The organism is Pseudoclavibacter sp. AY1H1 (assembly GCF_002931055.1).
Lineage (GTDB): Bacteria > Actinomycetota > Actinomycetes > Actinomycetales > Microbacteriaceae > Pseudoclavibacter.
In genome coordinates this window covers 380536-397931 of sequence record NZ_PSXX01000001.1, presented here as the reverse complement: position 1 = coordinate 397931, position 17396 = coordinate 380536, and the positions used below count along the sequence as shown (strand labels likewise).

The following is a 17396-nucleotide window of genomic DNA, read 5'->3' as shown; positions in this document are numbered from 1 at the left end:
CGAGAACAGCTTCCGGTCCGCCTCTCAGCGGACCATCCGCTTGGCGGGCCTAGCCGACTCGGTGGTGCATCCACACGACGGGACTCTCGTCGCCGGCGATGCGGAAAGGCTCCAACTCGTCGTCCCAAGCCTGCCCAAGCGCGAGGCGCAGCTCGCGGTGGAGCTCGGAGGCGTTGCCGCCAGCGATCTCCATCGCGTACCGAACGCGATCTTCCGGAACCACGACGCCGCCAGAGGCATCCGTCTGGGCGTAGTAGATACCAAGCTCAGGCGTGTGCATCCAGCGACCGCCATCGACGCCAGGACGCGCGTCCTCGGTGACTTCGAAGCGAAGGTGGGCCCAGCCGCGCAGGTGCGACGCGATGGCCGCCCCAGCGCCAGGCTCGCCTTCCCAGGTGAACTCCGCACGCAACTGCCCTGGAATGACCGGTTGGTCGATCCAGGGAAGGTTGACGGCGTACCCGAGGGCGCGACCGACACCCCACTCGACGTGCTGGCAAAGCGCCTTAGGAGAGGAGTGCACGTAGAGCACCCCTCCTGCGTTCGGTGCAACCATGAGTTCTCCTCCATTCGTTTGGTGATTCGTCTTCCCCAACGATCACGTGATGAATGGATGCGAACTGCATCGTTTACCAGACGTCGACATTTCTGTCGTCACTTGAATTATGCCCGACGACGACGCCGAATGACAAGCCTGTCATTACTTTCGGCGCCGCCACCCAGGAGCGATCTCCTACACGGGGAGACGGACCAGTCCCAGCTCGGCCGAAGCCTGCAGGAACGCGTGCCTCGGCTGCACCCGGACGGTGTAGCCGAGCAGTCCAGGCTCGTCGATCGGAACGTCGACGACAAACGTCGATCCCCCCTCGTGGGCAGGCCGCATCTCGACGATCCGAGTACTCTGCAGCTCACCCTCGGCGTCGGGAGCACCCACGACGGCTTCGACGAGGACGTCGTCAGTACTCAGCCCGCCGAGTTCGACTCTTGCCGAGAGACGGACGCTCTCCCCCGCCTTCGGCTCGCGGTTCTCCGCGACCACGGACGCGACGCGGACGCCCGGCCAGGCCGCCCGCACGTCGCCGAGCCAAGTCGCGAACGAGCGTGTAGCGACGAGGTCGGAGGCAACGCGTGCCGAACGGCCCGCAGGCAGGTAGAGGTCGGTGACGTAGTCCCGCACCATGCGCTCGGCGGCGACCTTCGGGCCGACAACCGACACGGAACGGCGGACCTTCTCTACCCACTCGACAGGAAGGCCCCGCTCATCGCGCGCGTAGAACAGCGGCGCGATCTCGTGCTCGAGGATGTCGTAGAGCGCACCGGCCTCAAGAGCGTCACGCGTGCGCTCATCGACTCCGCTGGTGTCAGGAATCGTCCACCCGACAGCGTCGTCCGCCATCTCATCCCACCAGCCATCTGAGATCGAGAACGTCAGGCACCCGTTCATGACGGCCTTCATGCCCGAGGTGCCGGATGCCTCCTGTGGACGCACGGGGTTGTTCAGCCACACATCGCTGCCGGCCACGAGGTGCTTCGCGATCGCGACGTTGTAGTCGGGGAGGAACACGATGCGGTCGCGAACCCCCGCCTCATCGGCGAAGTTCACCAGCTCCTGCAAGAGCTGCTTGCCGCCCATATCGGCGGGATGCGCCTTGCCGGCGATGACGAACTGGACGGGACGATCGGGATTGTTGAGGATGCGGGCGAGCCGATCTCGGTCCTGCAGCATGAGGGTGAGGCGCTTGTAGGTCGAGACTCGACGAGCGAAGCCGATCGTGAGCCGCTCGGGATCCAGCACGTCTCGGATCCAGCCGAGTTCCGCGTCCTGTGCGCCTCGCGCCTGCCACGAGGCGCGAACTGATTCGCGGGCCCGTCTGACGAGCTCGGCCCGCAGCTCACCGCGGATGCGCCAGAGCTCCTCGGCGCCGACCGCCTCCGGGTGGTTCCACGTGCCGGACGTCGCGAGCTCGCGTCCGCCGTTCATGGCTTCGATGACCCGGAGCATCGACGGGCGGGTCCAGCTCGGGATGTGGACGCCGTTGGTGATCGAGCCGATCGGGACTTCCTCTGCGGCCACACCCGGATACAGCTTGGCGAACATGCCTCGGGACACGACGCCATGCAGCTTCGCGACGCCGTTGGCGTACTGCGCGAGGCGGAGACCGAGGTGCGCCATGTTGAAGCGGCCAGGGTCGTCTTCCGCCCCGAGCTCCATGATGCGTGCCAGCGGAACGTCAGGCACCAGGGTCAGACCGCCGGACGAGCCGAGGTAGCGCTGCACGAGATGTGCGTCGAAGCGGTCGATGCCGGCGGGAACCGGCGTGTGCGTCGTGAAGACGGTGCTCGACCGCACTGCGGCGAGCGCGGTTTCGAACGTCTCGCCGCCAGCCATCAGCTGACCGATGCGCTCGACGCCCGAGAAGCCCGCGTGCCCCTCGTTGAGGTGGAAGACGGTCGGCTGCCGGCGTCCGTTGAGTTCCGCGTACGCCTGCACGGCTCGTACTCCGCCGACGCCGAGCACCAGCTCCTGCCGGATGCGGTGCTCGGCGTCTCCACCGTAGAGCCGATCCGTGATCGCGCGGAGATCCTCAGGGTTCTCCGGAAGGTTCGTGTCGAGGAGCAGTAACGGCACAGTGCCGACCTGGGCCTCCCAGAGTGCGATCTCGAGCGTCCGCCCGTCCGGGAAGGCAAGAGAGACGCGGGACTGGGCACCCGACGCGTCCAACACGGGATCGACGGCGAGGTCCTTCGGCGGATGCTCCGCGTAAGCCTCCTGCTGCCATCCCTCGCGAGACAAGGTCTGCGAGAAGTACCCGTAGGTGTAGAGGAGGCCGACGCCGATGATCGGCGCCCCGAGGTCGCTTGCGCTCTTGAGATGGTCGCCCGCGAGCACACCGAGACCGCCGGAGTAGACGGGGAGCGACTCCGTGATCCCGAACTCCATCGAGAAGTAGGCAACGCTCGTCGCCTCGTCCGCGGTACCCCGCGTGTGCTTGTGGAACCAGCGGTCGCTGTCGAGGTAGGCCGAGAGATCCTCGGCTTCGTGACCGAGCCGCGCGACGAACTCGGGATCTGCCGCGAGCTCGGCGACGCGGGATGCCGGAAGTGAGCGAAGCATCACGATGGGATTGCGGCCGCACGCTCGCCACAGCTGCTCGTCGATGCCGGCGAAGAGCCGTTCAGCGCTCGAGCGCCAGGACCAGCGCAGATTCTTGGCGAGAGTGCGCAGCGGCGCGAGCTCAGGAGGGAGAACAGTGGATACGGACAGCGAGTCGTAGGCCTTCACGCGCTCCAGCGTAGCGCCGAAACACGGCGCCACCGCGTCGCCGAGATGAACGTCAGCGAACGGTGGAAGTTACCGACGCGATGAGCTCCCGCGCGGCGGCCGCACGGCCCTGGAGGTCCTGCCAGATCCAGGCGGCGGAGCGCGCATCAACCGGCACGAAGCTCGTGAGCGTTCCCGTCGGATTCGAAATGCGGACCTCGTATCCGCCGACGACGCGATCCTCCTTCACCAGCAGGAACAGGAGGCTGAAGATCGTCAGGACGAAGAACCCGGCGATCGCGACGATGATCGCCCACGTCGGGATGGCACGCTCGACGCGCGACATGTTCGTGACGAACACGGTCGAGCCCTCCGTCGGGAGGGAGCCGTACGGACCCGAGATGCGATCTCGGGACACCTCGAGCTCACCGAGGAAGACTCGGTCGAGGCCCTGGGGGCGTTCCGTGCTCGGCGCCTGGGCGAAGGCGTCGTGCTGGTCGAAGTTCGACGGCTGGTTCTCGATGGGCAGTGGGGTGCTGGTCATGATCGTCCCTTCAACGTCTCCGATCAGGCTACGCGGCGAGCCTGACGGAACGCGTCATCACCTGGACTGATCTTCGCGCGGGAGGTGCCGCAGCTCAGGCGCGAATCTGGCCGTCGCCCGTGACAACCCACTTCGTCGTCGTGAGCTCTTCGAGCCCCATCGGCCCGCGAGCGTGCAGCTTCTGGGTCGAGATGCCCAGCTCGGCGCCGAGCCCGAACTGGCCGCCATCCGTGAAGCGCGTCGACGCGTTCACGATGACGGCTGCGGCGTCGACCTCAGCGGTGAAGCGCTCTGCGGCCTGCAGCGAGCTCGTGACGATCGCCTCGGTGTGGCCAGTGCTGAACTCGCGGATGTGCACGAGCGCCTCATCGAAGTCGTCGACGACTCGCACTGCGATCTCGTAGTCGAGGTACTCCGTCGCCCAGTCATCGTGTGTCGCCTCGAGCACCTCGACACCCTGAGGCGCCACGGCCCTCGTGCGGTCGTCGCCATGGATGCGGACCCCGCGCTCAGCAAGCGCCGCGAGGGCGCCGGGGAGAAACGCCTCTGCCGCATCCGAGTGCACCAGCAGGGTCTCTGCCGCGTTGCAGACGCCGACTCGGTGCGTCTTCGAGTTGATGAGGATCTCGAGCGCCATGTCGAGCTCGGCGGTGCTGTCGACGAAGACGTGGCAGTTGCCGACTCCCGTCTCGATGACGGGAACTCGAGACTCGCGGACGACGGTCTGGATGAGACCGGCACCGCCACGAGGGACGACGAGGTCGACGTGCCCGCGGGCTCGCATGAGTGCGCGGGCTCCGGGGCGGCCGTACTCGTCGATCGACTGCACGAGATCGGCGGGCAGCCCGTACGCATCCAGTGCCGACCGAAGCGTGCCGATGATGGCCGAGTTGGAGTGCTCGGCGGCGGATCCGCCGCGGAGGAGCACGGCGTTGCCGCTCTTCAGCGCGAGCCCGGCGACGTCGACGGTGACGTTGGGACGGGCCTCGTAGATGACACCGATGACCCCCATCGGAACACGCAGCTGTCGGAGTCGGAGCCCATTGGCCAGGGTCGATCCTCGGACGACTGCACCGACGGGGTCGGGCAGCGCCGCGACCTCGAGCAGGGAGTCGGCGATCGCTCGAATGCGGGACTCGTCCAGTGCGAGACGGTCGAGGAGACCTTCGGACATGCCCGAGACGCGCCCGCGCTCGAGGTCCTGCGCATTGCCGGCGAGGATCTCGGGCGTCGCACGCACGAGGGCCTCCGCGAGGGCGACGAGCGCCCCGTCCTTCTGCGCACGCGTCGATCGAGCCAGCACGCGCGATGCCGCCCGTGCCCGCTCGGCGAGCTCGATGATGGCGGTGCTCGCCAGCTCGTCCGCGTCGCCCTGGTCCGCCGTGTCCGCGCGCTCACCCTGCAAGATCGTCATGACAGAGCATTCTACGCCGCGAGCGGTCGCCCTCAGCCGACGCGGATCCCCTTCGGGCGCACGAGCACCAGGTCGTCGCGATGGATGACCTCGCGGTCGTACCCGGTCCCAAGCGACTCGCGCAGCGAACTCGACGACTGCCCGAGCATGTCGGGGATCTCGACGGCATCGAAGCCGCTGAGGCCTCGTGCGATGACGACGCCCTCCTTCGAGACCAGCTCGACCGGGTCGCCGGCGACGAACTCGCCCTCGACGCCCACGATTCCGGCAGCCAGCAGCGAGGCTCGCCCACCGAGCACGGCGTCGACGGCGCCGTCGTCGAGCACGATCTTGCCCTGCACCCGCGCGGCGTGGGCGATCCAGAGCCGCTTGCGCGACGATCGCTTCCCGGTCGGGGCGAACCACGTGCCGACACGCTCCCCGTCGATGGCCGCGCGCGCGTTCTCCGCCTTCGTCAACACGACGGGCATGCCCGATCCCGTGGCGATGGAGACCGACTCGAGCTTGGTGAGCATGCCACCCGTTCCGACGTCGCTGCCCCTGCCGGAGACCTCGATGCCTTCAAGATCGCTCGGGCCGAGCACCTCGGAGATGCGCCGTGTGCCCTCGCGGCTGGGCGGGCCGTCGTACAGGCCGTCGACGTCCGTGAGCAGGACAAGCGCGTCGGCCCCGACGAGCTGGGCGACCAGCGCGGCGAGCCGGTCGTTGTCACCGAAGCGGAGCTCATCGGTCACGACCGCGTCGTTCTCGTTCACGATCGGCACGACCGCGAGCCTGAACAGGCGCTCGAGCGATCGCTGCGCGTTCTTGTAGCGGGTGCGCCGCACGGTGTCCTCTGCCGTGAGCAGGATCTGCCCGACCGTGATGGCTCGATCCGCGAACGCCTCTGCGTACCGGGCCACGAGCATCCCCTGCCCGACGGAGGCGGCAGCCTGGGCAGTCGCCACGTCGCGCGGCCTCGATGGGAGACCGAGGGGCCCGATGCCGGCGGCGACCGCGCCCGAGGTGACGAGGAGGGTCTGGAGTCCCTTGTCGTGGCGATCCGCGATGACCTGCACGAGCGAGCGCAGGGCTTCGAGGTTCAGGTGCCCGTCGGCGCCCGTGAGCGATGAGGAGCCGATCTTGACCACGATGCGGTGGGCGGTCGCGAGCTGGGCACGGGCGGCTATCGGATGCATCCGGCTATTCTCTCCCGATCGTCGGAGCTTGCCGAATTCTGCCGCCGACTCGCGTCACATCGGCTCAGGGTGGCGCCGCGCTGCTGCGCGGCACCACCCTGCGTCAGCTTCCGGCGGGAGCCGCGGCGATTGCCGTCTTCTCGGCGGCCGCCTCGGCCTTGCGCTCCCTGCGAGCCGCGCGCTTGGCAGCCCGTCGATCGTTCCGGCGCTCGACGCTGGAGTAGAGGACGGGGACCAGCACCAGCGTGAGCAGCGTCGAGCTGATCAGGCCGCCGATCACGACGATGGCGAGCGGCTTGGAGATGAACACGCCACCCCCGGTCAGGCCAAGCGACATCGGCACGAGCGCGAAGATCGTCGCCGCAGCGGTCATGAGGATCGGACGGAGGCGCAGCCTCGTCCCGTGCACGATCGCGTCGTGCACGCTCGAACCACGTTCCCTGATGTGGTTGATGAGGTCGATGAGCACGATTGCATTCGTGACCACGATCCCGATCAGCATGAGGAGTCCGATGAGCGACGGCAGGCCGAGCGGCGTATCCGTGAGCAGGAGCAGTGCCACCGCTCCCGTGGCGGCAAACGGCACCGAGACGAGCAGGATGAGCGGCTGCATCAGGCTGCGGAAGGTCGCCACCATGATGAGGAACACGAGCACGATGGCGAGGAGCATCGCCATGCCGAGCTGCTGGAACGACTCGTCCTGGTCGGCGGACGCACCTCCGACGACGAACGTGACACCGGCGGGAAGCTCGAGACCGTCGGTCGCCGCGTAGACGGCCTGCGTGACGGTTCCCAACTGCCCCTCGGCCGGAGTGACCGAGACCGTGACCTGGCGCGCGCCGTCGTTGCGGGTGATCGCGCCAGGGGTCGCCTCCTCGCGGACCTCTGCGATGTCTCCGAGCCGGATGGGCGTCGCCTTCGTGTCGGCGAGCCCTTCCTGCCTGGCCTGCAGCTCCTTTGCCTCGAGCGACTGAGCCGCCATGTCCTCCTGAGCCTTGACGGCCGCGTCGACACCGGCGTTGGCCTGCTCGATGCCCGATTCTGCCTGCTCGATCGCTTCGGTCAGGGCGGCGATCTGCGCGTCCCGTTCCGCCTGCGCCGCCTGCTCCGGGGTCATGCTGGAGCCGGCGTCGGGAACCGCTGGGGTCAGCGGCGCCGTCTGCAGCGTCGCGAGCTGGGTCTGCAGCTCGCCGAGCTGCGCGGACACCGTGTCCCGAGCCTCGACGGCGTCGTCGACGGTCTCCTGCATCTGCTCGACCGCCTCAGCCTCCTGCTCCTCGGCCTTCGTCTCCTGTTCCTCCGTGAACGCGTCCGTCGCGTCGGTGATGGCACGCTGCTGCTGCACCGCCGTCACGGGAAGCTGCATGAGGGCGAGCTGGTCGAGAGCGACTGGCCCCTGCGTCGGCGCGATCACGATGTCGCGGTCGACGCCCTCGAGGCGCACCGTGCCGAGCGGGGTCCCGGTCAGCGCGGCGGAGACCGCCTGGCCGACGGTCGCCTGCGTATAGCCGTAGCCGGCCGCCTTGCTGCGGTCGACGTCGACCATGACCACGTTGCCGCCCGTGCTGAGGTCGTTCGAGACCGCCGTCACGCCGGGGAGGTCCTTGACGGCATCGCCGAGCTGCGTGGCCGCCTGGCTCAGCGAGTCCGCGTCGTTGCCCTGGATTGCGAGTTGAACGTCCGATGCCAGAGCTGAGGAAGCCGCAGTGGTCACGGTCACCTCGCCGACATCGCTGAGCCCGCCGAAGTCCGAGCGCAGACTGTTGGCGACCGTCTCCGCATCCTGCCCCTCTGCGGGGATCACGGTGATCGAGGTGCTCTCTGCGTCACCGCCCCCGAATCCGCCAGCACCGCCGGCCCCGATGGAGCTCACGAACGTCTCGACGCTCCCCTTCGTGGCGAGGACGGCCTCGAGCTTCTCGGCGCCCGCCAAGCTCTCGTCGATGGTCGTGCCCTGCGGGAGCTTCTGCTCGACGAGGACCGTCTCATCACCCATGCTGCCGAGGAAGTCGCTACGGAGCGCGGTTGCGCCGATGCCGGTGAGCAGCAGCAGGGCGAGCGCGGCCGCGATCGTGCGGCGTGGGTGCCGCAGGGTCGCGTCGAGGATGGGCACGAAGGCTCGCTGCAGTCCGTCGTACGGCGATCCCTCCTCACCATCGCCCCGTGCCGCGACGACACCGGGGGCGGCGGTGGGGACCGGCAGCGCTGACTTCCCGCGCTGCTCCCGCTTCTCGTTCTTCGCCTCGAGCTTCGCCGACCGACGAGCCCAACGTCCCTCGGCTGCTTCCTCCTGGCGTGCGGTCCAGGCGGCCTGGGCTGCACGCGCACGGACGAACCGCTCGCGCTTCATGGGCTTCGAGGGGCGACGCAGCATCCAGTACGCGAACACCGGGACGATCGTCAGCGCGACGACGAGGGACGCGACCAGCGCGATGGAGACCGTCACCGCGAACGGTCGGAAGAGCTGGCCGACGATGTCCCCGACGAACGCGATCGGGAGGAAGACCGCGACCGTCGTGAGCGTCGAGGCGGTGATGGCGCCAGCGACCTGGCCGACGGAGCCCACGATCCCCTCGATCGTCAGGGCGCCGTCACCCTGCCGACGCTTGATGTTCTCGATCACGACGATCGAGTCGTCCACGACTCGTCCGACCGCGATGGTGAGCGCTCCGAGGGTCAGGATGTTGAGCGAGTACTCCCCCACGTTCAGGCCCACCATCGTGATGAGCAGGGACATCGGGATCGAGATCGCCGCGACGATCGTCGACCGGAACGAGGCGAGGAACAGGAAGATGACGAGGACGGCGAAGATGAGGCCGAGCCCACCCTCGACCGAGAGGTCGTGGATCGACTGCTCGATGTACGGTGCCTGGTTCTCGATCTCCGTGAAGACGACGTTCGAGGGCAGTCCGGGTGTGACCTCTGCGAGCTTCTCCGTGACGCCGTGCGCGACGGAGACCGTGCTCGCGTCGGACGCCTTCGTGACACTCAGCGTCAGGGTCTCCGCGCCGTTGACCCTGGAGATGGAGGTCGCGGGGATCTCCTTGATGTCGACATCCGCGAACTGCGAGAGCAGCACGGTCGAGTCCTCCGTCGTGAACGGGAGGGCGCGGATGGCATCCAGGGAGCTGAGCTGCGACCCGACCTGCACGGAGATCTCCCCGGTGCCGCTCGTGACGTCTCCAGCGGGGAGCACGATGCCAGCGGCAGTGAGCGTCGGTTCGATCGACGCGGTGTCGATCTTGAGCGCTTCGACGTCCGCCTGGCGGAGGCTGATCTCCACTCGCTCCTCGCGGGTGCCGGAGACTTCGACGTTCTGCACTCCGTCGACCTGCGAGAGAGCGGGCAGCACGGAGTCGGTGAGCGTCTTCGAGAGCGTCGCAGTGTCTGTGTCGGAGGATGCGCCGAGCGTCAGCACGGGGAGCGCGTCGAGCGAGAACGTGTTGAGCTCTGCCGTAGAGGACTCGGGGCGGAGCGACTTCGTCGACTCGACGGCGGATCGGAGCTCGGCCTCGACCTGCGTCTTGTCAGCGTCGAAGCTCCAGGAGACGACGATCTGGGCGAACCCCTCCGACGTCGTCGACGTCACGGACTGCACTTCCGAGACGCCACGGAGAGCGTTCTCGATGGGCTCGGTGACCTCGGTCACCATGACGTCGGGCGAGGCCCCGGTCAGTGTCGCCGTCACGAATCCCTGCGGGACCTCCACCGACGGCATGAGCTCCTGCTTGAGCTGCGCCGTCGAGATGATTCCGGCCGCCGCGATTGCAGCGGTCAGCAGTCCGATCAGAATTCGATACTTGAGACTCAGACGAGTGAGCACAGACACAGAGGGACCTTTCGACGCGACAGGGCGCCGGGTGACAACCCGACGCCCTCCCATACTGTCGACCGTGAAGATCCTCGGAATCACCCGAAAGGACTGGTTCCGGGAGTTTCATGCCCTACTAGAGACTGATCTTTGCCGGCATCGCTGTCTCCTCGCGACGAGGTCGGCGCCCCGTCTCGATCACATGTTCACGACGACGCGACGTCAGCCGTTCGGCCCGGGTTCGCGAGTGTCACGCGGTGGACCGCCCACATCTCTCGAACGCGCTCGACGATGCTCCTGCCGTCGTTCAGATCCTGCATAAGCATCTGGATGCCGACCAGGTTCGCGAGCACCTGCCAGGCGGCCGCGTCGACGTCGATGTCGTCGCGGAGCACCCCCGATTCCCGAGACGCCTGCAGCGCTTCCTTGGTCACTTCGAGCCAGGCGTCGAAAGGCCTCGGAAGTTCTTCCTCGATGAGCTCGCGCTCGCGCACCAGACGGATCGTGGCCCGCATGAGCGAATCGGACTGGAACCGCTCTGCGATCCGGATCATCAGTGACTCGAGCTCGTCGAGCGAGAGCCCGCGGTCGCGGGAGCGAGCGATCTCTGCATCCCACATCTCAGTCCAGGTCGCCGAGACGGCCTTGGCGAGGAGCGCCTTCGTCGGGAAGTGGAAGTAGACCGTTCCCTTGGTCATGCCGAGTCGGTCCGAGATATCACTGAGGACTGTGGCGGCATAGCCATTGGCCTCGAACTCGAGCGAAGCCGCTTCGAGCAGCGCCTGTCTCGTCTGCGCTCGCTGTTCAGCTCGCTTCATCATCCCCTGCTTTTCATGCATCCGAGGTCGGCTCCGACCCCGCTTCTGGGGCATCAGTCTAGACCTGCGCCCGTCGAGCCCGTCGCCCACCGCACGTGTGCGCGAATTCTGGATACAATCGACAGCGCTTGGGGCGGTAGCCAAGCTGGTTAAGGCATCCGGCTCATAACTGGACGATGCGTGGGTTCGAGTCCCACCCGCCCTACTCACGAGCAAGGCCCCTACTCCCCCGGAATGGTGCGGAAGTCGGGGCCTTCGCTGGTCAGTCGCTGGGCGCTCTGCCCACATTTTGCCCACACCCTGAAACGGGCCTAGCTCGCGAGCTCGTTCCTTACTCTCTGCGAAGCGCTCTCCATCCGCTCAATGCGTCGACGTTCCTTCGTCCCGGCGCGAGCGTCGGCGGCCCGCTTGTGCCAGGCGGCCAGCTGCGGGAACGCCTCGACCGCTTCGGGGTTCGCGAGCACCGCCCTAAGCATCGTGTAGTAGGCCGTGGGCGACGACGCGAAGCCGTGCTGCCGGATGCCTTCCTGCTTCGCCGCGGTGTGTCTGAGGTGCGCTGCCTCGAACTCGAGGAGGCTGCGCTCAAGGTGAGTGAGCATGCCGGCAGGCTACGACCGACCACCGACAATGCGCGGAGAGGTCACTGTCGGCGGCCTGTGCGAGCATCCACGGCATGAACGAACCAGCCGTGCAGGTCACCGCCGAAGTCGCCCTCGAGTCGCTGGCGCTGCGGTGCGAGACGGTCCGCGAGCGGGTCGACGGGAACTGGACGAAACGCATCGTCTGCTGGCGCCCGGTGGCAACGAAGCCCGTCGACGGCATGTCCTGGCTCCTCTGGGGCGAGACGCCCCCACTGCGGGACGTCGACGGCGAGCTCGCGCCGACGCCGGCCACCGTCGACGGCGACACGTACGAGCCGATCCTGCTCGAACCGCTCGAGGTGTTCGACGCGTGGCTCGAGATGCTGCAGTGGATCACCGAAGGCGGTGTGCGAGCCGAGGTGCGCCACGCCCTCGAGGTCGGAACCATGAGCGAGAAGGAATGGGCGATCTCGCACGGCAACGCGCAAATCCGCGGCCCAGTCACGCTCGAGGGCGATGCGCTCGCGGCGCAGAGCCTCGCGTCCGAGCTCTCGGTCGCACTGCTCCACATGGCGCAGCGCGCGACGAGGAAGAAGGGCTGGTGAATGCCCGAGCTTTGGCCAGACCCCGAAAAGCACAACATCGTGTTGCTCTTTTATGCAACATGATGTTACACTTATCCTGTCACCGAAACACGGTGACAGGAGGGAGACCGATGGAGATCATCGGCCTACTGACAGCGGCAGTGAACCTGCTGACCGCCGTCATCCTCTGGCAGACAGCCAAGCGCAATAGGCGCAAGGACTGACCAGAGAGGCCCCCGGTGAACCAAGCACCGGGGGCCACCCCTCCCACGTTACAAGGAGCAACCATGGAAATCATCACGCTCGTCATCGGGATTGCTGCGCTCGCCGTCGCCGTCGCCGCGCTCGTCACTGCAGTCCGCAACCGCCGATGAAGCGTCGCCCGCAGGACGAAGAGCACAGCCGAAAGCTCGCGGCAGCCGCCCGACGTCTCGCTCAGGCGCACGCCGATCGGGAAGCCGCCGTCCTCGCCGCCCACGCAGCAGGCATGCCACGCGCGCACATCGCCGAGGATGTCGGCCTCTCACCCATGCACATCAGCCGCATCGTCAAGGCCGCGCAGGCGCACGAGTCGTAGATGCACGAAACCGCCCCACCTCCCGAAGGAGATGGGGCGGTTTCGATGACCTGTCACTTTACTGAGGCTCAATCTCCTCGGGCTCGTCGTCGCCAGCGGGATTTAACGTTGAGAACTCCGGCTCTGGAGACGCGACGGGCACCTGGTCGTCGGATTCAACGATCGCCATGACCACTCGCGCCTGTATGCGAGCGAAATCGAAGAGCGCTTCCAGCGCATCGGAATGTTCAAGAGCCTCCTGGAATTCTTCGGTCGTCACCTTCCTCGCGCGCGGATGCAGCATCTGCGCGGCGACGGTGACATCGCAGCCACCTGATTTGCCTCGTACATGCAAGGTGGCTATCACAACTCGCGCTTCGGGAGTGTCCGCAATTGGAGCGACTCCCACATACCAATCTGCGTGGGGTTCAGGCACAGATCGCGAAGCTGCACTGATGTCCAACACCCTCGGGTCAGCGAGACGGATGGAGTTAGAACGCACCATCAGTGATTCACCAGCCCATGTGGGCGCAGACGTGCGAGCCCCGTCTCCTCACCGAATTTTGTACTGCTCCCCTTCGGTGCACTCCACCGCCGGTAGCCGCTCTCCGCGGCGCGCTCATGGGAGCGCGACCCTTCGTTGGACGGCGGTTCTAACTCGATGCGTATGCGGCGTCCAAGATAGTGCGCAGTTGCCGCAAGCGTTCGGACCGTTATATTGCGCTCGCCTTGAAGTCGGTGAGTAATCTCGGCGGGGCTAACGCCGAGAGCACGCGCAAGATCCGCCCGTGTCATCCCGGATTCCTCCAAGGCCGCTGAAAGGGATTCCGCAGCGGACAACATAGCAGCCTCTTCGGCCAACATCGCCTTGAATTCGGGATCTTCCCGATCGAATGCAGACATTATTCCTCCTCATCGGTTTCGTCGATGGACACGTCATTAAAAATTGAGAAAGCCTTCAAGGCCTCAGTGCGCACTTTCTTGTCGGGCGGCTTTCGGAGTACGCCGTGCGTTGCGTACCAGCGGTTCTCGAACTTGACAACATACAAGCGGCGGCCACCGTTCTGATGGAGTTTCAGTTCATGAACCTGAGCACCGCACCCGGTGGGGTCGTGCACGTCCTTGATGTGTCGCATGTTCTCAGGCGACTTGATGCGATGGCCATCTCGCAACCATTCGAAGTATGCATAGATCTTCGCCCTCTCCCTGGGCTCCAGTGCCTCAAGGAACTCCTCGACGAAGTCTCGACCGTCCGTGGCAGTGACGATGCTGACGACGTCGCTTCCCTCGAAGACGTTAGCGACCTGTTGTTTAGTCACAAGCTAACACGTCCCCCGTCTCGTTGCATGCGTTCTCTCTGCTTAGACGGATAGTACAGGTCACGCTCGGCGTCTACAGCAACCGACTGAACGACGAAACCGCCCCCTCCCGCGAAGCGTCGTCCCGGGTGTCCGGGATCGCTTCAGCGAGAGGGGGCGAAGTCGCGTGTGGGGCGGCTCAGGCGGCGTGCTTGGGTCCGTCGTGGACTCCGGACGCCTGCGCGGCGGCCGAGATGCCCGAGCCCTTGAGAATGCCGTAGTGCACGGCGACGGCGGTCACGAACGTCGCGAAGCCGAGCAGGATGCCCTGGCCGATGTCGTACGGGGTGCCGGTCTCGGCGGAGTTCAGGAGCGAGGACGCGATCGACGTAGCGAACGAGAGCGCCGCGAGCAGCACTCCCTTCACGCCACCCGACCAGGACGCCTTCGTGACGAGCCCCACCAGGATCGGCAACAGCGAGCCGATGACCAGCTGCAGGATGAGTACCCAGCTGAGCGTGAACTCGATGATGGGGGCGTCGGTCGCCGCTGCCGGCGCGAGCGCGGCGCCCGTCGTCAGCACGACGAGCACCGCGGCGACGACGAGCAGCACGAGTGCGCCGCCGAAGCGGTGGTAGCGGACGTGATCTTGAGTCGCGATCGGTTCAGGGATGAGGGCCATGCGGGTCACTCCTTCGGTGGGTTGAAGATGCCCCGGTTGCCGCGCATGAGCGCGTCTTCGAGGGCGGTGAGCGCGATGCTCTTATCGCGGCCGGCGGGCACGAGGCGATCCACTGCGGTTGCCGCAGCGACGATCACCTTCCGGAGCGTGCCGGATGCCACTACCTGCTCGTCGGTGGGAGGGCCCGCCGACACGGACGTCGGGAAGCGCTCTTCGATGGATGGGGATGCGTGGGACATTCGGTTACTCCTTCGTGGGGGTGCTGTCGGTGTCTGGCGTGTACTCAGGCCAGGGCGGGATCGTGCTCTCGTCGACGCAGGGCGCGGCGATGAGTCGGCGGACGAGGAGTGATGCGAACTCTTCGACCTTGCGAGTGCGCCGCGCGTAGTGCTCGGTGCGGCGGCGGGCCTTCTCGACGTCCTCCCATGCCTTGTCGACCTCGCTCCGTTCCCGCGCGGCGCGACCCGTGAGCAGCTGGAACAGGCGCCGTGCGGCTGCAGGGAGGATCGTTCCGACGCCGAGTGTCGTGGCGAGTGCGCCGATGACGCGGAGCGTTTCGAGGTCCATCGTCGTGCTACCTCAGTTTCGGTCGAGGCTCGTAGGCGTACTTCCATGTCTGGATGATGCGGAACACTGCGAGGAGGATGCCGAAGCTGAACAGCGTCATCTGCGCCCATCGGTTGCCCGACGACGTGTTCTGCACGTAGATGACGGTGCCGAGGTAGATGGCGAGGCCCATCAGCAGGAGGCCGCAGGAGAACTTCTCCGCCCACCACCAGCCCGGAAGGACCGCGGATGCGCCGACGACTCCCGCGAGCAGCGAGAGCCACCCCCACGCGACGGTGAGGGCGGGCCCGATCTCCACTTCGATCGACGCTGGCGGTGCGATGAGCGCGGCCAGGCCGAGCAGGATCGCTGTCAGGTAGACGAGCAGGTAGAGCGCTTTCAGGTACGGGTGGATGGACAGCTCGCGCCATGCCCACCGCCCGAACGAGACGCGAGCTGTCACGGTCAGCTCTTCGCGGCGAGCTGCTTCGCGAGGGCCTGAATCTCGCGACCCGTGGACGAGTCATCCTTCGTGCCCGCGTTGATATTCGACCAGATGCCGTAGAACTCACCGAACGGGAGTACGATCTTGGGCTTCGAGAGCTTCTCGATACCCGCGATGGTGTCCTTCGCTGACGCGTCGGGCAGGTCGACGATCTTGCGCACGAAAGTCGGGGTGATGAGCCAGTTGCTCTTGGTCTCGGCGACGAATACGACGTACATTGCTTCCTCCTGGAAGTCGATTACTGCTGACTGGGGGGCGGGCTTGGGAGTGACGGTGTTGGGATAGGTGACCTTGCTGCGGTCCCACCAAGCGGCGGGGGTCCGGCGGACAGCGAAATGCCAGCTCTCCGTGGAGTCCGTCTGGATGAGACCGACGACGCCCATGAGTTCGTGGCGCAACGCCATGTCCTGCACAGAGCAGTCGATAGCGCCCTGACCAGGGCCGGTCTTCGCGTGGTCCGAGCCGCCGACAGGAGCCGCGTACGCAGCCCCACGACGCCTGTGCTGTCCGATGGCGTACCACTGGTTGAAGCCGCCCGTGCTGGTCTTCGAGGCGTCGTCGACGTAGTAGTCGGCGGGCACCCCGTCAGGGCGGTACCCGTCCGTCACTGAGAACGACTTGCCTGCCGCACCGAACTCGTTGGACACCCACTGCACGCGGTCTGCGATGTCATCGCCGAGCATGACCGACGAACGGCCAGCGCCTTTCGGGCCGGTGCCCTCTGTGCCGTAGACGCGCTTCATCGTGACGCCGCGATCTGCTCTGCGAGGGCGCGGATCTCTCGGCCCGTCGCAGAGTCGTCCTTGGTGCCCGCGTTGATGTTCGACCAGATGCCGTAGAACTCACCGAACGGGAGAACGATCTTGGGCTTCGAGAGCTTCTCGATACCCGCGATGGTGTCCTTCGCTGACGCGTCGGGCAGGTCGACGATCTTGCGCACGAAAGTCGGGGTGATGAGCCAGTTGCTCTTGGTCTCGGCGACGAATACGACGTACATGGATTCCTCCACGGTCGGTTCGGGTGTAGCGGGGGCTGGGCGGGCTCCGCTCTGCGCTTCCTTCGCCATGCGCACGAGCCGATCGAGGTCGATGCCGCCCGGGCAGGCAGTCGCATACGACGCTCCGTGCCGCGAGAACACCTCCCGATGGCCGAGCACTCGGTCTCGGTTGATGGGGAACCCGTATCGGGTCGCGCAGTCGGCGATGAGCTTCGCGAGCGACTCGTACGACTGCTCCGAGATGGGCCAGCCGGACGCGTCCCCCGTTGCCGAGTTGCAGGTCTCCACGGTGATCGAACGGCCGTCCCACTCAGGAGACGAGAGCGACCATCCCCGATGCTCCTCGGGGACGACACCGACGATCTGGCCGTCCTTCACGACGTAGTTCGCGCTCACCTCACGCGAGCCGGACGACATCATCGCGAGCACGTTGGCGAGCGACGAGTCGGCCGCGTGGTGCACGACGAAGTGATCCACGGAGCGGCCGCGTGGACCGAGCTGGTTGCCGTTGCCCGAGATGCGGGTAGCGACGCTAGAGAACGTCATGCTGTGCCTCCTATGGGCATGAGAAAAGCCCCGCACGGGTGCGCGAGGCGGGTGAGCGGTGCATAATGAGGCCA

19 protein-coding genes and 1 tRNA gene are annotated in these 17396 nt (G+C 66.6%); 3 read left to right on the top strand and 17 right to left on the bottom strand.

The genetic code is table 11. The features are described 5' to 3' along the window. Positions 1–49: 49 nt before the first annotated feature. From C5E05_RS01965 to C5E05_RS01935, 7 genes are all read right to left on the bottom strand, one after another. Positions 50–556, bottom strand: a complete 507-nt coding sequence (locus C5E05_RS01965) for a DUF3145 domain-containing protein (protein WP_104241409.1) — start codon at positions 554–556, stop codon at positions 50–52. 177 nt (positions 557–733) lie between these two features. Next, positions 734–3283, bottom strand: coding sequence for an alpha-glucan family phosphorylase (gene glgP / locus C5E05_RS01960; RefSeq protein WP_104340974.1), 2550 nt, complete (start codon positions 3281–3283; stop codon positions 734–736). Positions 3284–3335: 52 nt separating this feature from the next. Next, positions 3336–3806 carry a hypothetical protein gene (locus C5E05_RS01955; RefSeq protein ID WP_104241411.1) on the bottom strand — a complete coding sequence of 157 codons (471 nt, stop codon included), beginning with the start codon at positions 3804–3806 and terminating at the stop codon, positions 3336–3338. A 94-nt stretch (positions 3807–3900) separates the two neighbouring features. Then, the gene (locus C5E05_RS01950) at positions 3901–5220 is read right to left on the bottom strand and encodes a glutamate-5-semialdehyde dehydrogenase (protein ID WP_104340973.1); all 1320 of its coding nucleotides are present in this window, start codon (positions 5218–5220) and stop codon (positions 3901–3903) included. A 32-nt stretch (positions 5221–5252) separates the two neighbouring features. Continuing rightward, complete coding sequence (gene proB, locus C5E05_RS01945) at positions 5253–6398, bottom strand: glutamate 5-kinase (protein WP_104241413.1); 1146 nt, start codon at positions 6396–6398, stop codon at positions 5253–5255. Between the two features lie 103 nt (positions 6399–6501). Continuing rightward, entirely contained in the window at positions 6502–10227 is a 3726-nt protein-coding gene (locus C5E05_RS01940; RefSeq protein ID WP_258064737.1) for an efflux RND transporter permease subunit, read from the bottom strand. A gap of 188 nt (positions 10228–10415) precedes the next feature. Continuing rightward, the gene (locus C5E05_RS01935) at positions 10416–11027 is read right to left on the bottom strand and encodes a ScbR family autoregulator-binding transcription factor (protein WP_181059305.1); all 612 of its coding nucleotides are present in this window, start codon (positions 11025–11027) and stop codon (positions 10416–10418) included. 130 nt (positions 11028–11157) lie between these two features. On the opposite strand from C5E05_RS01935, the gene C5E05_RS01930 reads away from it, so the two are divergent. Further along, positions 11158–11232, top strand: a tRNA-Ile gene (locus C5E05_RS01930). A gap of 106 nt (positions 11233–11338) precedes the next feature. Here C5E05_RS01930 and C5E05_RS01925 read toward each other — a convergent pair. Further along, positions 11339–11626, bottom strand: a complete 288-nt coding sequence (locus C5E05_RS01925) for a DUF3263 domain-containing protein (protein WP_104340971.1) — start codon at positions 11624–11626, stop codon at positions 11339–11341. Between the two features lie 74 nt (positions 11627–11700). On the opposite strand from C5E05_RS01925, the gene C5E05_RS01920 reads away from it, so the two are divergent. Both C5E05_RS01920 and C5E05_RS01915 read left to right on the top strand, forming a co-directional pair. Then, positions 11701–12213: a hypothetical protein gene (locus C5E05_RS01920; RefSeq protein ID WP_104340970.1), complete on the top strand. Its 513-nt coding sequence runs from the start codon at positions 11701–11703 to the stop codon at positions 12211–12213. Positions 12214–12562: 349 nt separating this feature from the next. Then, positions 12563–12769 carry a helix-turn-helix domain-containing protein gene (locus C5E05_RS01915; protein ID WP_104340969.1) on the top strand — a complete coding sequence of 69 codons (207 nt, stop codon included), beginning with the start codon at positions 12563–12565 and terminating at the stop codon, positions 12767–12769. Positions 12770–12827: 58 nt separating this feature from the next. On the opposite strand, the gene C5E05_RS01910 is transcribed toward C5E05_RS01915, so the two are convergent. The 9 genes from C5E05_RS01910 to C5E05_RS01870 form a co-directional block, all read right to left on the bottom strand. Further along, positions 12828–13115, bottom strand: a complete 288-nt coding sequence (locus tag C5E05_RS01910) for a hypothetical protein (protein WP_146080998.1) — start codon at positions 13113–13115, stop codon at positions 12828–12830. Positions 13116–13252: 137 nt separating this feature from the next. Beyond that, positions 13253–13591, bottom strand: coding sequence for a helix-turn-helix domain-containing protein (locus tag C5E05_RS20680; protein ID WP_374953441.1), 339 nt, complete (start codon positions 13589–13591; stop codon positions 13253–13255). Between the two features lie 59 nt (positions 13592–13650). Next, complete coding sequence (locus C5E05_RS01900; protein ID WP_104340966.1) at positions 13651–14067, bottom strand: type II toxin-antitoxin system RelE/ParE family toxin; 417 nt, start codon at positions 14065–14067, stop codon at positions 13651–13653. 178 nt (positions 14068–14245) lie between these two features. Continuing rightward, on the bottom strand, positions 14246–14728 hold the full coding sequence (locus C5E05_RS01895) for a hypothetical protein (protein WP_104340965.1): 483 nt from the start codon (positions 14726–14728) through the stop codon (positions 14246–14248). Between the two features lie 5 nt (positions 14729–14733). After that, positions 14734–14967 (bottom strand): hypothetical protein, encoded by a 234-nt coding sequence (locus tag C5E05_RS01890; RefSeq protein ID WP_104340964.1) that lies wholly within the window; start codon positions 14965–14967, stop codon positions 14734–14736. Between the two features lie 4 nt (positions 14968–14971). Then, positions 14972–15295, bottom strand: a complete 324-nt coding sequence (locus tag C5E05_RS01885; RefSeq protein ID WP_104340963.1) for a hypothetical protein — start codon at positions 15293–15295, stop codon at positions 14972–14974. Between the two features lie 7 nt (positions 15296–15302). Further along, entirely contained in the window at positions 15303–15737 is a 435-nt protein-coding gene (locus C5E05_RS01880) for a hypothetical protein (protein ID WP_104340962.1), read from the bottom strand. A gap of 2 nt (positions 15738–15739) precedes the next feature. Further along, the gene (locus C5E05_RS01875; RefSeq protein ID WP_104340961.1) at positions 15740–16522 is read right to left on the bottom strand and encodes a hypothetical protein; all 783 of its coding nucleotides are present in this window, start codon (positions 16520–16522) and stop codon (positions 15740–15742) included. Continuing rightward, a complete protein-coding gene (locus C5E05_RS01870) occupies positions 16519–17322 on the bottom strand; it encodes a peptidoglycan recognition family protein (RefSeq protein WP_181059303.1) in 804 nt (267 codons plus the stop codon). The genes C5E05_RS01875 and C5E05_RS01870 overlap by 4 nt, the downstream gene beginning before the upstream one ends. Between the last annotated feature and the right edge of the window lie 74 nt (positions 17323–17396).

Excerpts from the sequence above, each read along its gene's own strand:
- C5E05_RS01965 (WP_104241409.1), bottom strand. The coding sequence starts at position 556 with ATGGTTGCACCGAACGCAGGAGGGGTGCTCTACGTGCACTCCTCTCCT.
- C5E05_RS01955 (WP_104241411.1), bottom strand. The coding sequence starts at position 3,806 with ATGACCAGCACCCCACTGCCCATCGAGAACCAGCCGTCGAACTTCGAC.
- C5E05_RS01950 (WP_104340973.1), bottom strand. The coding sequence starts at position 5,220 with ATGACGATCTTGCAGGGTGAGCGCGCGGACACGGCGGACCAGGGCGAC.
- proB (WP_104241413.1), bottom strand. The coding sequence starts at position 6,398 with ATGCATCCGATAGCCGCCCGTGCCCAGCTCGCGACCGCCCACCGCATC.
- C5E05_RS01935 (WP_181059305.1), bottom strand. The coding sequence starts at position 11,027 with ATGAAGCGAGCTGAACAGCGAGCGCAGACGAGACAGGCGCTGCTCGAA.
- C5E05_RS01925 (WP_104340971.1), bottom strand. The coding sequence starts at position 11,626 with ATGCTCACTCACCTTGAGCGCAGCCTCCTCGAGTTCGAGGCAGCGCAC.
- C5E05_RS01920 (WP_104340970.1), top strand. The coding sequence starts at position 11,701 with ATGAACGAACCAGCCGTGCAGGTCACCGCCGAAGTCGCCCTCGAGTCG.
- C5E05_RS01915 (WP_104340969.1), top strand. The coding sequence starts at position 12,563 with ATGAAGCGTCGCCCGCAGGACGAAGAGCACAGCCGAAAGCTCGCGGCA.
- C5E05_RS20680 (WP_374953441.1), bottom strand. The coding sequence starts at position 13,591 with ATGTTGTCCGCTGCGGAATCCCTTTCAGCGGCCTTGGAGGAATCCGGG.
- C5E05_RS01895 (WP_104340965.1), bottom strand. The coding sequence starts at position 14,728 with ATGGCCCTCATCCCTGAACCGATCGCGACTCAAGATCACGTCCGCTAC.
- C5E05_RS01890 (WP_104340964.1), bottom strand. The coding sequence starts at position 14,967 with ATGTCCCACGCATCCCCATCCATCGAAGAGCGCTTCCCGACGTCCGTG.
- C5E05_RS01885 (WP_104340963.1), bottom strand. The coding sequence starts at position 15,295 with ATGGACCTCGAAACGCTCCGCGTCATCGGCGCACTCGCCACGACACTC.
- C5E05_RS01875 (WP_104340961.1), bottom strand. The coding sequence starts at position 16,522 with ATGAAGCGCGTCTACGGCACAGAGGGCACCGGCCCGAAAGGCGCTGGC.
- C5E05_RS01870 (WP_181059303.1), bottom strand. The coding sequence starts at position 17,322 with ATGACGTTCTCTAGCGTCGCTACCCGCATCTCGGGCAACGGCAACCAG.